This window comes from Bacillus sp. B1(2022) (genome assembly GCF_040259625.1).
Taxonomy (GTDB): Bacteria; Bacillota; Bacilli; order Bacillales; family Bacillaceae; genus Bacillus; species Bacillus velezensis.
The window spans coordinates 189,540-202,752 of record NZ_JANIFO010000003.1 but is presented as its reverse complement, the minus strand read 5'-3'; the positions used below and the strand labels follow the sequence as shown (position 1 = coordinate 202,752).

At 46.4% G+C, this 13,213-nt stretch carries 20 protein-coding genes; 4 read left to right on the top strand and 16 right to left on the bottom strand.

What is annotated here, in order from left to right; translation table 11 throughout:
- Window positions 1–148: 148 nt before the first annotated feature.
- Complete coding sequence (locus NQS30_RS07160; RefSeq protein WP_007409700.1) at window positions 149–631, top strand: N-acetyltransferase; 483 nt, start codon at window positions 149–151, stop codon at window positions 629–631.
- Window positions 632–670: 39 nt separating this feature from the next.
- On the opposite strand, the gene gerR is transcribed toward NQS30_RS07160, so the two are convergent.
- From gerR to NQS30_RS07145, 3 genes are all read right to left on the bottom strand, one after another.
- Window positions 671–1,246, bottom strand: a complete 576-nt coding sequence (gene gerR, locus NQS30_RS07155) for a sporulation-specific transcriptional regulator GerR (RefSeq protein WP_012117496.1) — start codon at window positions 1,244–1,246, stop codon at window positions 671–673.
- Window positions 1,247–1,407: 161 nt separating this feature from the next.
- Window positions 1,408–1,587, bottom strand: a complete 180-nt coding sequence (rpmF, locus tag NQS30_RS07150; RefSeq protein ID WP_003154457.1) for a 50S ribosomal protein L32 — start codon at window positions 1,585–1,587, stop codon at window positions 1,408–1,410.
- 21 nt (window positions 1,588–1,608) lie between these two features.
- Window positions 1,609–2,127: a YceD family protein gene (locus tag NQS30_RS07145; protein ID WP_012117495.1), complete on the bottom strand. Its 519-nt coding sequence runs from the start codon at window positions 2,125–2,127 to the stop codon at window positions 1,609–1,611.
- 208 nt (window positions 2,128–2,335) lie between these two features.
- Between NQS30_RS07145 and NQS30_RS07140 the strand changes: the two genes are divergently transcribed.
- The gene (locus NQS30_RS07140; RefSeq protein WP_052827397.1) at window positions 2,336–3,583 is read left to right on the top strand and encodes a nucleotidyltransferase; all 1,248 of its coding nucleotides are present in this window, start codon (window positions 2,336–2,338) and stop codon (window positions 3,581–3,583) included.
- A 19-nt stretch (window positions 3,584–3,602) separates the two neighbouring features.
- Here the strand turns inward: NQS30_RS07140 and NQS30_RS07135 are convergent, their stop codons facing one another.
- A complete protein-coding gene (locus NQS30_RS07135; RefSeq protein ID WP_007409697.1) occupies window positions 3,603–4,625 on the bottom strand; it encodes a SepM family pheromone-processing serine protease in 1,023 nt (340 codons plus the stop codon).
- 5 nt (window positions 4,626–4,630) lie between these two features.
- Complete coding sequence (locus NQS30_RS07130) at window positions 4,631–5,410, bottom strand: patatin family protein (protein WP_218791623.1); 780 nt, start codon at window positions 5,408–5,410, stop codon at window positions 4,631–4,633.
- Window positions 5,411–5,589: 179 nt separating this feature from the next.
- Between NQS30_RS07130 and ylbJ the strand changes: the two genes are divergently transcribed.
- Entirely contained in the window at window positions 5,590–6,816 is a 1,227-nt protein-coding gene (ylbJ, locus tag NQS30_RS07125; protein WP_094031688.1) for a sporulation integral membrane protein YlbJ, read from the top strand.
- Window positions 6,817–6,834: 18 nt separating this feature from the next.
- Here ylbJ and coaD read toward each other — a convergent pair whose 3' ends face one another.
- The 9 genes from coaD to NQS30_RS07080 form a co-directional block, all read right to left on the bottom strand.
- A complete protein-coding gene (gene coaD / locus NQS30_RS07120) occupies window positions 6,835–7,317 on the bottom strand; it encodes a pantetheine-phosphate adenylyltransferase (RefSeq protein WP_007409694.1) in 483 nt (160 codons plus the stop codon).
- 4 nt (window positions 7,318–7,321) lie between these two features.
- Window positions 7,322–7,876: a 16S rRNA (guanine(966)-N(2))-methyltransferase RsmD gene (gene rsmD / locus NQS30_RS07115; RefSeq protein ID WP_007409693.1), complete on the bottom strand. Its 555-nt coding sequence runs from the start codon at window positions 7,874–7,876 to the stop codon at window positions 7,322–7,324.
- Window positions 7,876–8,085 (bottom strand): hypothetical protein, encoded by a 210-nt coding sequence (locus NQS30_RS07110; RefSeq protein WP_007409692.1) that lies wholly within the window; start codon window positions 8,083–8,085, stop codon window positions 7,876–7,878. Before NQS30_RS07110 ends, rsmD begins: the two co-directional genes overlap by 1 nt.
- 90 nt (window positions 8,086–8,175) lie before the next feature.
- Window positions 8,176–8,448 (bottom strand): YlbG family protein, encoded by a 273-nt coding sequence (locus tag NQS30_RS07105; protein ID WP_003154470.1) that lies wholly within the window; start codon window positions 8,446–8,448, stop codon window positions 8,176–8,178.
- A gap of 58 nt (window positions 8,449–8,506) precedes the next feature.
- Window positions 8,507–8,956: a regulatory iron-sulfur-containing complex subunit RicF gene (gene ricF, locus NQS30_RS07100; RefSeq protein ID WP_003154472.1), complete on the bottom strand. Its 450-nt coding sequence runs from the start codon at window positions 8,954–8,956 to the stop codon at window positions 8,507–8,509.
- Window positions 8,957–9,026: 70 nt separating this feature from the next.
- Window positions 9,027–9,266 carry a YlbE-like family protein gene (locus NQS30_RS07095; protein WP_003154475.1) on the bottom strand — a complete coding sequence of 80 codons (240 nt, stop codon included), beginning with the start codon at window positions 9,264–9,266 and terminating at the stop codon, window positions 9,027–9,029.
- 15 nt (window positions 9,267–9,281) lie between these two features.
- Window positions 9,282–9,692: a YlbD family protein gene (locus NQS30_RS07090; protein WP_122503895.1), complete on the bottom strand. Its 411-nt coding sequence runs from the start codon at window positions 9,690–9,692 to the stop codon at window positions 9,282–9,284.
- A gap of 175 nt (window positions 9,693–9,867) precedes the next feature.
- Complete coding sequence (locus NQS30_RS07085) at window positions 9,868–10,908, bottom strand: CAP domain-containing protein (RefSeq protein ID WP_007409690.1); 1,041 nt, start codon at window positions 10,906–10,908, stop codon at window positions 9,868–9,870.
- 84 nt (window positions 10,909–10,992) lie between these two features.
- On the bottom strand, window positions 10,993–11,436 hold the full coding sequence (locus NQS30_RS07080) for a CBS domain-containing protein (protein WP_218791622.1): 444 nt from the start codon (window positions 11,434–11,436) through the stop codon (window positions 10,993–10,995).
- 140 nt (window positions 11,437–11,576) lie between these two features.
- Between NQS30_RS07080 and NQS30_RS07075 the strand changes: the two genes are divergently transcribed.
- Window positions 11,577–11,936, top strand: coding sequence for a YugN family protein (locus NQS30_RS07075; RefSeq protein WP_015239802.1), 360 nt, complete (start codon window positions 11,577–11,579; stop codon window positions 11,934–11,936).
- Between the two features lie 34 nt (window positions 11,937–11,970).
- Here the strand turns inward: NQS30_RS07075 and ctaG are convergent, their stop codons facing one another.
- A complete protein-coding gene (gene ctaG / locus NQS30_RS07070) occupies window positions 11,971–12,855 on the bottom strand; it encodes a cytochrome c oxidase assembly factor CtaG (protein ID WP_020953993.1) in 885 nt (294 codons plus the stop codon).
- A gap of 24 nt (window positions 12,856–12,879) precedes the next feature.
- On the bottom strand, window positions 12,880–13,212 hold the full coding sequence (gene ctaF / locus NQS30_RS07065; protein ID WP_007409686.1) for a cytochrome c oxidase subunit IVB: 333 nt from the start codon (window positions 13,210–13,212) through the stop codon (window positions 12,880–12,882).
- Window position 13,213: the final 1 nt, after the last annotated feature.

Sequence of the window (13,213 nt, the reverse complement as noted above, 5' to 3'; positions counted from 1 at the left end):
TATCTGCATTTTTCCATATTATCATAGCAGAAGCCGCCGCAAATTACTTCAATTTCGTTTTGAGCAAAAAGACTGGCAAGCATATTATAGTTGGAATTTTCAATTAAAGCGTTTACAATAATGGTAGAACACAACAAAGGGGGAGTTTGTGTTGAAAATAGAGCGACTGCTCATCAACTTTAAGACACTCGAAGAATTTAAAAGGTTTAAGGAATACGGGATGCAGGAGCTGTCGATGCTTGAAGATCTTCAGGATAATATCATTGAAAATGACAGCACCTCGCCTTTTTACGGGATTTACTTCGGGGATAAACTAGTGGCGAGAATGAGTTTATATCAGGTAAACGGAGGCGCGAATCCGTATTTTGATCACCGTCAGGACTTTTTGGAACTTTGGAAGCTTGAGGTTCTTCCGGGCTATCAAAACAACGGATACGGAAAAGCGCTTGTTGATTTTGCCAAATCCTTCAGAATGCCGATCAGGACAAATTCACGCATGAAATCAGCAGATTTCTGGGATAAGATGAATTTTGAGCCCGTTAAATATGATATGGCGCGTGATAAAGGAGAAAATCCTTATATCTGGCATCCCGATATGGACGGTGAAATGACATCCGGAGAAACGGCATAATAAAAAACCGGCGGGGCGCCGCCCCCAGGCCGGTTCATTTTACAGGCTCTGCGCCGATTTTCTGTCGTCTTCTTTTGAATTGAACATCCTTCTCGCTCTGTCCATAATGTCAATTAACGCTTTATAATCTTCTTCCGTCATCTCCAGCTTGTTTCTCAAGCTTTCATTTTCCTCACGCAGATCCTCGACTTCTTTTTGCAGCGCGGTCAGCTGTTCTGTGAGTTTTTCTTTTTCATGACGCATATCCGCTGCGGCTGGCGACTCTTTAAATTGCTGCAGAAACAAAATGACATCATCAATGGACAGCTCTTTTTCTCCTTCCGCCCTGCGGATCGGAGGCTGTTTGACGGTTCCCGGCAGATTGGCGGAATGCACCCCGATCTGCTTTCTTAATTCCTTCCGCTGTTTTTTCGCCAGTTCTATCCCTGACTGATATTGTTTTCTGACATAAGAATTCCATCTGAACCCGCAGGCGGCAGCCGTTCTCGTCAGCGCTCTGCCGACTTCTTCAAAAGCGGAAAGCTGGGTCCCGCCTTCCCGAATATGCCTGAGCACCACTTCGGCCAGCAGCAAATCTTCATCTTGCGTCCACGCGTCTTGTCTCGTTATCGTCAATCGTATCTCCCTCCATATTTGCTCATTTACCTCATACATATGCCGCTGATAGATTAGATAGACTACTGGGGCTCACAATTTTTTCGGCGGGAGCAGGCCGGAGGGGCAAAAAAAAAAAAGAAAAGCGCAGGAACCGAGATTCCCGCGCTTTTCTTCATACATTAATTGCTTTTAACATTTATGTCTTTGCCGTTGTATGATCCGCATGCTTTACATACACGGTGAGACAATTTCATCTCTCCGCATGACGGGCATTCTGTCATACCAGGTACATTTAGTTTGAAATGTGTACGGCGCAATCTTTTTTTCATTTTAGAAGTTCTTCTAAAAGGTACAGCCATTATTCCCACCTCCTTAAAGAGTTAAGATTCATCATCTTGTGTTAAGAGCTTTTTCAGATCCGCAAGTCTGGGGTCGATTTGATTTTTCTTGTCTTCCTCAGAAATCACTTGCCAATCCTTCCCCACTTGGGGAGCGGCTCCTTCTTTTTGTTCAGTTTCACAAAAGACTTGCATAGGAATTTCTAAAAGAATCTCTTCTTTTATGATCGGAGTTAAGTCGACGGTATCGTCTTCAGCAAAATGAACGTCCTCATCTTCTATATCATCCGACTTATGAAATCTAAACAGTTCTTTTGTCGCGATTGTAAATGGATACGGCACATCAACTAAAGTTCTTGAGCACGGCAAAACCATTTCGCCTGAAATCGTAAAGTCAAACGAAACTTGCTTGGATTCAATCTCCGCGCGGCCCTTCACCCGGACGGGAGAAATGCGGCGGATGTCAGAATTCAATTTTGTCAGCTCATTTAACTCAACTGTTTCATCAAATTCAAAGCTCTTTTTCGCGATTTGATGAAGCTGATAAATCGTCCATTTCATTTGTATCACCTCAGGAAAGCAACAAACATGATTATAGCTTTTCAGAATGTTTTTGTCAATATTTTTTCTTTACAGCATAATGCCGCCGTCATGCAATCGTTGACAGCCGGATAGGCTATGCATACACTAAACGAAACGGACTAAAATATGCACTTCATTTGCAAATGTACCACACGAAGCAAAACATAGCAAGAAAGGCGGGACAAATATGAAAGCAGTCGGCCTGGTTGTTGAATATAATCCCTTTCATAACGGACACCGCTATCATGCGGAACAAGCAAAAATCAAAACGGACAGCAGCGTCGCGGCGGCGGTGATGAGCGGCCCTTTTTTGCAGCGCGGGGAACCGGCCGCCGTCTCAAAGTGGGCCCGGACAAAAATGGCGCTGGAAAACGGCGTGGATATCGTCATTGAGCTCCCTTATATATATGCCGTACAAAAAGCGGAATTATTCGCGCGCGGCAGCGTTTCGCTTCTTCATCATTTAGGATGCAGCAGCTTGTTTTTCGGCAGCGAAAACGGGCGGATCGAATCCTTTCTTGAAGCGTCTGAAGCGTTCAGCCGAAAGGAAGATGACTGCAGCCTGATTCTGAAAGAGGAGCTGAAAAAGGGTCTCAGCTATCCGGCCGCCGCCTCAAAAGCTTTTTCACACATATTCAAAGGGCGGGACATGCTCGATTTGTCCAAGCCGAACAATATTCTCGGTTTTCACTACGTTAGAGCGATACACACCTCCGGTTCCGCTATGAAGCCTTATACGACAGCCAGAATCGCTTCCCAATATCATGACGCCGAGCTTCCCGGAGATAACAGCCGGATAGCCAGCGCAACAAGCATCCGGAAAGCGCTGATAGAAAAAGGAACGGCGGCCGCAAGGAGCTTTCTCCCGGAAGCGTCTGCGCGTGAGCTGGAGGCATACAGAAATTCATACGGCATATGGCACAGCACGGAAGACTATTTTTCATATGTAAAATACAGCCTCAGCACTCTTTCCGCTGAAGAATTGAGCCGAATCTATGAAGTGGAAGAAGGCCTTGAGCACAGAATTCTGCGCACCATCAGACAAGCCCGATCCTATCGCGAAATGATGGAACGATTGAAAACAAAACGATACACGTGGACGAGGCTGCAGCGGATGAACACGCACATTCTGACACGGACGAAAAAAGAAGACATGCATCGGCTCTTAAAGCCTTCAAGCGCTCCTTATATCCGTCTTCTCGGAATGACGAAAAAAGGACAGGCGTACCTGTCGGCAAAGAAAAAAGAGCTTACCGCACCTCTCGTCAGCAAGCTCTCTTCTTTCTCTCATCCCGCTCTGGATCTGGACATACTGGCGGGACGGGTTTACAGCCTGCCGATAAACGAACCTGAACGCACATTGTTTGAGAAACAGGAATTTTCACAAGCGCCGATCCGCTATGATGAAGACGAAAAGCGTTTTTTGAATGCGTAAAAAAAAGCACCTGTCTGTATCAGGTGCTTTTTACTTTCAGCTGATCCAAATAGTCAAGTGCGTCCTGCATGGTGTCGACAGGGACGATCTTCATATCGGACTTGATTGCTTTCGCCGTTTTTACCGCATTTTTGTAATCAGAATTTTCAGCTCCGTTTTGATTCGGAGCAAAGAAAATATCTTTTCCCGCTTTGTCTGCGGCGACGACTTTCTGATCGATTCCGCCGATCGGTCCGACTTTGCCGTCCACGTCGATTGTCCCCGTTCCGGCTATATTATAGCCTTTTGTTTCGTCAGGTTTTGTCAGCTGGTTGTAAATTTCTAAAGACATCATGAGACCCGCAGAAGGCCCGCCGATGTTTTCAATGCTGAAATGAAGATCCGGCTTCACTTTCACGTTCCGGTCCGTATATAATGCGACACCGATTCCCGCTCTTTTCGGGTCGTCCGGGAATGATTTCAGCACAATGTCAACGGTCTTTTCTTTCGTGTCCCGTTCAATGTGAAACGTTACTTTTTCCCCCGCTTTTTTGCTGCTGATATAATCAATCAGCTTTTCAGCGGATTCGTATGTTTTCCCGTCCGCGCTGATGATTTTATCACCGACCTCTATTTTTCCTTTTGCCGGCATGTCAGAGACGACTGAACTGGCATAAATGCCGTTAAATGAGTATTTCACCTGTTTCCCGGCTTTTTGATAAGCGGCAATGACCGCGTTTTCTTGGGAGCTTTTCATCATTTGCAGCTGGCGCTTCATATAATCCGAGTCCGATTCGCCCTCTTCTTTTATGCTTTCATCAGGGACGATTTCTTCGTAAGGATGCACTTTCGCCCAAAGATATGTATACGGATTGGCGGGGCCTACTTTGACAGTCATCAAGGAAAGGCTTCCTTTTTCAGGATAGCCTCCGTCCACCTTAATCAGCGGTCTCAGCTCTGATGCTTCTCCCGGCTGTGTGATGTAATACGGAAGCTTAATAAATGTAACAGCGATTAATAAGATCAGGATGATAAACACCCAGCGAAAATGTTTTGCTTTCATATGAGTTAGCCCTCCCAGTTCTCTATTTCTTGTTTAATCCGGCCGATCATCCGGTCTGCGGCTTCTTCGCCCGCTGTGATCATATGATCAATGTGGGCAAAAGAACTTGAGCTGAATGATTCAAGAGAAGGGCGGATCATGACGTCTGCGGCAATGGTCTGGTGACGGACCAATTCATTTTGCAGTATATCCATACTTTGCATGATTACATCAAAAATATGTGCCGCCTTTTCCGTTTTTTTCACCCGGGATACGTCAGAGGCGATGACGATATCAGCACCCATATCTTTTACGGCGGAAACCGGGATTCTGTCGACCACCGCGCCGTCGACTAACATACGTCCGTTCATTTTTTGCGGGACGAAAACGCCCGGTATGCTGATGCTCGCGCGGACGGCTTCGGATACTGAACCTTTCGTAAAAACAAGCTTTTCGCCGGTCTGAAGGTCGCAGGCCACGATGCCGAGCGGGATCCGCAGTTCTTCTATCGGCTTGCCGTACGTATAGGCATGAACGAGCTGCCTGATGCGGTCTCCTTTTAAAAATCCGAGCCTCGGCATCGTATAATCCGCGTACAGCCGCCGCTTAAATGCTTTGGCGACTTTTTTCATCGTGGCCACGTCATGCCCGGCCGCATAAAAGCTTCCAACTAATGCTCCCATGCTGCTGCCGGCAATCATATCAATTGGAATCTGATGCTTATGTAAACTGGATAACACTCCGAGATGAGCGATGCCTCTTGCCCCTCCCGAACCTAACGCTAACCCGATTGTAGGTTTGGCCAACGCGACGAACCCCCTAATAGACATCCTATACATGAATTCTATGGTCTAAATTGAACCCCTATGCTCGTATATTAGTACAGGATGACAAATAGGTACTTGCCCGGCCGCCTTTAAGGTCTGTTCTATATTTTATCATGATATAAATGTCAGTGTGCAATTTTAGCATCGGGGAGGTAAGAATGAATTTGTCTAAGTTTCATACATTTTTGATTTCATTGTTTTTCATTTTTTTGACGGCTACGGTTATTTCACACCCTCAGGCCTCATTCGAAGCCTCCAAAACCGGTCTTTCCATGTGGTGGGAGGTAGTTTTTCCTTCATTGCTTCCGTTTTTTATTCTATCTGAGCTTTTAATCGGATTCGGCATTGTCAAGTTTGTCGGCCTTTTACTCGAACCCTTTATGCGTCCCATTTTCAGAGTGCCGGGGGTCGGCGGATTTGTACTGGCTATGGGCATGGCTTCAGGCAATCCGGCCGGCGCGAAGCTGACTGCACGGCTGCGCCAGGATAAACAAATCTCCAGAGTAGAGGCTGAACGCCTCGTCTCTTTTACCAATTCATCCAATCCGTTATTTATATTCGCTGCTGTGGCAGTCGGCTTTTTTCATAACGCGTCTCTCGGCATTCTGCTGGCATCGGCTCACTATCTCGGAAACATCGCCGTCGGCCTGACGATGCGTTCATACGGACGGAAAGAAGAAGCGGCGTATACCGGTAAAAAGACGATCGCTCTCCCTTCTCTGAAGGAAGCATTTCTGGCCCTCCACAAGGCGCGGCTTTCGGAAAAGAGGCCGCTCGGAAAAATTTTGGGCGACGCCGTCACCTCTTCTGTACAAACCTTGCTGATGGTGGGCGGTTTTATTATATTGTTTTCGGTTTTCAGCCGGTTATTATCAATCGTACAAGTCATGGATGTGCTTTCTGTATTTACAAACGCGCTGCTTTCGCTTTTTCATCTTCCGGCAAATCTGGACATCCCTCTTATCAGCGGAATGTTTGAAATTACACTTGGGAGCAAGCTGGTCAGTGAAGCTGATGCCGCCTTGCTGCCGAAAGCCATGATTGTGAGTTTTATTCTCGGGTTCAGCGGCCTTTCCGTACAGGCCCAGGTAGCCGGCATTTTATCGGAAACAGATATCCGCTTTAAACCGTTTTTCGCGGCGCGTATCCTTCAGGGCATTTATGCCGCACTCTTTATTCTCTTACTGTGGAAGCCGCTTTACCTTGCATTGGACGAACCTTACCAGTCCGTATTCCTCCCTTTCCGCGATCAGGAAGCGGGATCTGCTGCCGTCAGCGGCTGGAATACACTTGTTGAAACCGGGCCCGCCATCACGCTGACAGCTCTCGCCGTATACGCATTGATTTATTGTTACAGGCTGTCAGCACGGACAAAAAAAGGATGAGACGCCAATCAGCGCTTCTCATCCTTTAAATTTCTGCATCAGCGCCTGTTCAACTTCCGGAGGAACAAACTCTGAAACAGGCCCGTTATATTTTGCGACTTCTTTTACGATGCTTGAACTTAAAAAAGAGTACTGATTGTTCGTCATCATAAAAAAAGTTTCTATTGATTCGTCGAGCACGCGGTTGACGGAAGTCCCCTGCATCTCATATTCGAAGTCAGAAACGGCTCTGAGCCCCCTGATAATCGCCTTCGCCCGCTTTTTTTTCGCATAGTCGATTAACAGTCCCTGTGACGTCTCGACCGTAACATTCGGTATGTCTTTTGTCACTTCTCTTAACAGCTCACATCGTTCCTCAACTGTAAACAGCGGCTGCTTAGAAGAATTATTGAGCACGCATACGTACACCTGCTCAAACACGTTTGCCCCCCGTCTGATAATGTCCAGATGTCCGTAGGTGACGGGATCAAAACTTCCGGGACATACAGCTATACTTGCCACATCATTACCCCCTATTTCGGTATATCGTCACTCCTGTAAGCCCGTAAATTTCCCTTCTTGTTACAGAAAGCGCGCCGACGGCTTCAGGAAGCGCAACGGCTTTATCATGCTCGGCTACGACAAAACCGTCTTCATTCAGCATGTTCTGCTCATCAATCATTTCGATAAGCGCTTTCAGCTTTTGTTCCTTATACGGAGGATCTAAGAAAATTCCGTCAAAACCTTTTTCCCGTTTCGCCGCGGCATAGAGGGCCCGTTCTGCATCATTGCGGTATACTTCCGCTGAAGACAGCAGATCAAGCGCTTTGATATTCGCTTTTACCGTTTGGATGGCTTTGAAATCACGATCCACAAAGATACAGCGGTCAAATCCGCGCGACAGCGCTTCAATCCCGAGACCGCCGCTCCCCGCAAACAAATCCAGCCCCGTTCCTCCGTCAAAATACGGGCCGATCATATTAAAAATAGACTCTTTTACTTTATCCGTCGTCGGCCTTGTTGATGTGCCCGGCACAGCCTTTAAGGCTCGTCCTTTTCTTGAACCGGAAATTACTCTCATTATTCACACCACTTTTTCTGAAAACTTTGATGTTTCTCATCGGCTGAGCCGTTATGTATCAAAACAATCCCTATCTTATCATAAAGCATTCTTTCAAACAATGAACGTGAAAAACGTGTATACATATTCACATTCCTGTCAAGACTACGTGTAACAGCATCAATGAATGATGTTGTTGCCAACCGCGGAGAAGACTTACGTTTCCCCATAAGTTCTTCCTCCGGTTTCTCCTCTCCCTTTTCCTTCTCCTTAACTTGTTAAGGAATAGAAGGACCCCGCAGGTATCTGCGGGGATTTTTTTATATACCGACTTTGTAATCGTACTCTTTCGCCTTATCAAGCTTTGATTCAAATTCCAGCTTTAAAAAAGGTTTATAAGAAGGCTCTACCTTCTTCACATAAGAATAAGAAGAAATCTTTTCCATTGTTTTTTCGATTAGGTCCATATCGCAATACAGCACAACGTATTTCAGCCGCTTGGAAACATAATGAACGTTGCCGAATTTTCTCAGCATTTTGCTGTGTTTTAAGGAATGCAGATATACGATTATGCCTTGGCGCTTATTTTCCATCATGATCACCCGCCTGACTTTCTGTTCATTTTATGTAAAAGACGAGACGGCCGTCTCGTCAGGAAACTTTGCATCCGCAGCCGCCGCCGGAACCGCACCCGCCGCCGCAGGATGACAGGCCGTCAAAATAAGGATTCCCCGTCGGAACTTTTACATGCTCCGAGACGGCCGTTCCGAGTTCAATGCTGATCTCGTCAAGCAGCGACTGAAGCTCAGTCTCCGCTTTTTTAAATTCGGCCACCTTATCGTTTAAATCCAGTTCCCGCTTCATTTCTCTCATTTTGCGGGAAATCTCTCTATAATCAGGATGGTATTTGCCAAAACGCTGCACATCCTCATACTGCTCTTTAACGCTCATAAAAGAACGAATGATCCGCCCTGCCTCTTCATCTTCACGGAGACGCTTGTAACAATCGCGGTAATTTTCAGCCGTCTCAGACTGCAGAATCATGCCGGCAAGCTGCTCCGCTTCACTTTGAAGCTTGACGGACTCAATTGTTGCATACATAAATACGCACCTCCAGTTGCTAGTTTACCATGAAACCACCCAATTGGAAAATGCGGCGTTTAAACGCTTTTTAATCCTGTGAACGCATGGCGTGAACCATCTGCATCATCATCTGCGCCATTTGAATCCCGTTTGAGAATTGGCTTACTCGATGCGGTATCGTCTTTTCATAAAAATTCATCATGTCAAGCTGAAAGGAATTGAGATCGTCCGGTTTTCTCGCAAGTCTGCGGTACCAGACGGGACGCTGCCGTATAAACCGTTTCCGTTCCTCATCTGCGGATATGAATTCCTGAACCTCTTTTCGCATACACGATCCCCTTCTTTAATCCTTTCTGAACGAAAAAGGATGTTGTCCGGAGCCTTGCCGGGGCTGCTTCGTGCTGCTCCCCGAAAATTGGCTTAAAAGGCTTTGCAATGATGAAATGGATTGGCTCATTTTATTGATCTGCTCATTCATTTGGTTGATATCCATCTTTTTGACGGCAGTGACCATTTTTGAAACGAAATCGTTTTTTTCAGCTGGTTCCTGTTTGGTTTCCGCGTCGGAAGAAGGCTGAACGGCCTCGTCTTTAAAAGGGTTCCATATCGGATCATCCTCGCCCAGAAGAACCCAATTTTCATAGACTTCCTGCCATCTTCTTTGTTCCTTGCGAACATTTTGGATCAGTTTGGGATGCTTTTTTACGAATTGTTTAAAATCATCGATTGATTGCCGTGATTGCTGATTCGCCACAATTCTCACCCCCTCCGAAAAGTTTTGCCTGCTATAATGTATCGGTTCATGCGCCTTAATGTTCGCCTAAATTGCGAAAAAAAGCAGGTATATATAAAAATTGTTTTTTTCGGCAGGAGCGCCGCTCGCGAAAAAACATAAAAAAACCGCGGGGGACGCGCCCCTCTGCGGTTTTTTACTGCCAAGGCTTAATGAAGTTTTGCGTATAATACTTCTGATCAACGCCGACACCGAGGTGCGTATAATCCGGGCTTAACAGCGCCTTTCTGTGGCCTTCGCTGTTCAGCCAGCCCTCCACGGCTGCAGGACCGTCCACATAGTTGTAGGCAATATTTTCACCGGCCTCCCGGTATTTCACATCGCCTTTTTCCAAGCGGTCCTTCAGAGTCCCGTATTTCTTTGAGACGTGAGAGAAATACTTGTTATCCTTCATGTCCTTGCTGTGGCCGAATGCCACTTTTGCGGCGCCTTCGTCCCATTTCAGCCTTGCAAGTCCGTGTTTTACGCGGATGACATTTGTAATATCGAGAATCTGCTGCTCACTCGCTCGTTCAATGTCGTTCCATTTTTTATCAGAAACAGGCTCGGGTTCTGTCAGCTTTCCTCTGTACATGACCTCATACGGCCTTTGTTTCACAAGTGTTTCCGCATCAAATGCCCTGATGCTTGACAGATTCCCGTCAAATTTGTCCATGTACAGCTGAACATACATTCCGCCTATCTTAACGGTGGGACGGGTATTGATATCTTCTTCAGAAAATTCGAACCGATACGTGTTTCCCTTGTCAGTCACATTGACAAAAGGAGAAACCTGCGTCGTTTTAAAAACTTCGCCCGTCGATTCGCCGATCTTAAACGGTTTTGCGTTGATGCCGCTTCCCGAAGCGTATAAAGTCACGGCTTTATCATTCAAAATACCGACTTGTACGTATTGGTCTTTCCCCTGGTTGTACACCCACCACTCGTAATCGTAGGCAGAAGGATCTTTCCGGGACGGTTCCCCAAGTTTCTTTTTCACATCGGCGGCAGATTTCCCCATGAGAGAAAGCAGTCCGGATGACGGCATTTTCAGCCGTTTTCCGCTCTCTTCTTCATTGGAAACCTGAGGCTCCTCCTGATCCGTCTTTTTTTGAGGAGCCGATCCATATTGTATAAACAGAACATACGCTCCGTAAATAAGCAAAAGGATAACGAGAGCCCTTGCGATATTTTTCAATCTCTCACCCCCATATGTTCAAACCGTTCTGTTTTTGTTTACTCTTATACAGTACAGCCTATTTGCATCGTCCGTGATTTATGTTTAATGGATAAACCCCTCCGGACCGCCGTCTTCAGAAATGTCAGACAGCGCCAGGCCTGCTTGCTCATTTGATTGCTCGGCCAACGAAAGATCGCCGAGCGTAACAATGCCGACCAGTTTTTTATCCCTTGTGACGGGAATTCTTCTGAGCTGATGTTCAGCCATCAAATGGAGCACCTCCTCCACAGAGGCGTCTTCTTCTGCACTGATAACCCGCTCTGTCATTGCGTCGGTTATTTTTTCAGAGTTCGGCTTTTTTGAAGCAATTCCCCGTAATACGAGATCTCTGTCTGTCACGATCCCGACAAGTGTGGCGCCGTCTTCATCCACTATCGGAATGGCGCCGACATCTGCGTCTTTCATCTTCACCGCAGCTTCATATACATTATCTAATACTGTACAATATTGCAAGTCTGACGTCATGAGCTTATTGATCTTTGTCATTGCGGAATTCCTCCTTTTTTCTGCTACTATTGTCGTCAAATTTTTCTTTTTGCATACTTTCACCGTATGAATCATTGAAAGTGTAACGCTTTCATACTATGATTGTCAGGAAAGGGCATTTTTAAAAGGAGGGGGAAGGTTTGAAGTTTGAAAACAGCGGTCTTGAAGGGGTAACAGCGGAGCTCAGCCGCTTGAATGATCTGATGGAAGGTAAAGGGCTCATTCTGGCTGGACAATGGGATTATGAAAGAGTGACTTACGACAAAAAGTTTTCAGTACCTGAGGGGACATTTTATCTGCGGATTCAAGGAACGGCAAAAGAGGGCGATGTCGGCGGCAGCCGGGCCGTAATTCAGCTGAAGGCCCCTCTTTTAGGAAAGCATTATTATCCGCACGGCGTAGAATACGGCAGCGCTGAAGAATTTCCGGAATATGTCGTCGCTGAAAGCAAAGCTTTACTGCTTGAATTGGAAGAGTCATTAAAAACAGTGCAAATGTAATAAAAAAGTACAGCATATTCTGCTGTACTTTTTTTCATGAGACGGTATGCTCGATATACGGCGGCTCTGACAGCGTATCTTTTTCCCGTTCCGTTCTGACCCACTGAAAAAAGATGACAGCCAAATATGTTCCGTAGACCGCTTCTTGAATGATTTTCATCAGTACTGCCCCAAGCTGCTGATCTTCCAGAGGAGGAAGCGTGTTAAACATCTCCGGCCCGGATAAAGGGATCTCCTCCAGCAAATCTAAAGGAACGCAAAGCTTCATTGCTTCGGCCCAAGCCGCCGGATCTGTATACGTGGCATACATGGGCGCCCCGCTGAACATAATGAGCGCGCAGGCCGGCGTTAACAAAATCCCGTCTGCCATAATGTACCCCAGCTTCATTAAACCGCTGAGACGGGGCAGACCGTCCACCTTATGCACAAGCGGCCACCACATAAAAAACGCCGTTACAAAGATGAGTCCGTTCATCAGCGTGTGATACAGCGAATCCGTTTTGACGAAATCAAATATAAACGGGATGTGATACAGTGAAAAAATACCGTTAAACAGCACTAATGCGATAAGCGGCATTGAAAAGAACGAAAACAGCGGCTTTACGACAGGACGGAAGATCAGTTTTTTCCATGCCCAGCCGGGAATTCCGGAAATCAACAGCGGCGGTACGACTAAAAACAGAACCGCCATCTGCGTCATATGGGCGCTGAACATCACATGGCCCAATAAATCAACCGGACTTCCCGCAGCCGCGTAAAAAAATAGCGCGGAAAGCACAAACAGCACCTTCTCCTTAGCGGACACACGTCCTTTATGCCGGCTGCACCAGTAAAAGTAAACACCTGTTATCACGGCAGTTATACAAAACAGATACGGGCTCCACATTGCGCGAAACCCGAACATTTCCAAATTAATCAAATCTCTCACTCCCCGCCGTCCCGATTACCACCAAATAATCGTGACAAATGCAAGCACGGTGATAAACGCGACAAATATTCCCGAATACAGAAATAATGACGGCGCTTCATGCCCCTTCTGGCTCATATGCATAAAGTAAAACAGCTGAAAGATGACCTGGATGACCGCAAGCAGGATCAGAAACGGCATCGTAAACCATCCGGCAATGCCGTCTGCAGCCACCGTCAAAAACGCGACAAGCGTAAGACCGATCATCAAGCCGAAGGATATGACCTGATATTTCATCTCCTCGGCATTTTTCTTTTTTCGATATTCGAGATCCGTACTGACAGTCCCTCTGTTTTTGTTATCGTCCATC

Excerpts from the sequence above, each read along its gene's own strand:
- NQS30_RS07145 (WP_012117495.1), bottom strand. The coding sequence starts at position 2,127 with ATGAAATGGACGATTTATCAGCTTCATCAAATCGCGAAAAAGAGCTTT.
- ricF (WP_003154472.1), bottom strand. The coding sequence starts at position 8,956 with ATGTATGCAACAATTGAGTCCGTCAAGCTTCAAAGTGAAGCGGAGCAG.
- rsmD (WP_007409693.1), bottom strand. The coding sequence starts at position 7,876 with ATGAGAGTAATTTCCGGTTCAAGAAAAGGACGAGCCTTAAAGGCTGTG.
- NQS30_RS07105 (WP_003154470.1), bottom strand. The coding sequence starts at position 8,448 with ATGGAAAATAAGCGCCAAGGCATAATCGTATATCTGCATTCCTTAAAA.
- NQS30_RS07140 (WP_052827397.1), top strand. The coding sequence starts at position 2,336 with ATGAAAGCAGTCGGCCTGGTTGTTGAATATAATCCCTTTCATAACGGA.
- ylbJ (WP_094031688.1), top strand. The coding sequence starts at position 5,590 with ATGAATTTGTCTAAGTTTCATACATTTTTGATTTCATTGTTTTTCATT.
- NQS30_RS07080 (WP_218791622.1), bottom strand. The coding sequence starts at position 11,436 with ATGACAAAGATCAATAAGCTCATGACGTCAGACTTGCAATATTGTACA.
- ctaF (WP_007409686.1), bottom strand. The coding sequence starts at position 13,212 with ATGGACGATAACAAAAACAGAGGGACTGTCAGTACGGATCTCGAATAT.
- NQS30_RS07095 (WP_003154475.1), bottom strand. The coding sequence starts at position 9,266 with ATGCGAAAAGAGGTTCAGGAATTCATATCCGCAGATGAGGAACGGAAA.
- rpmF (WP_003154457.1), bottom strand. The coding sequence starts at position 1,587 with ATGGCTGTACCTTTTAGAAGAACTTCTAAAATGAAAAAAAGATTGCGC.
- NQS30_RS07135 (WP_007409697.1), bottom strand. The coding sequence starts at position 4,625 with ATGAAAGCAAAACATTTTCGCTGGGTGTTTATCATCCTGATCTTATTA.
- NQS30_RS07110 (WP_007409692.1), bottom strand. The coding sequence starts at position 8,085 with ATGGGGAAACGTAAGTCTTCTCCGCGGTTGGCAACAACATCATTCATT.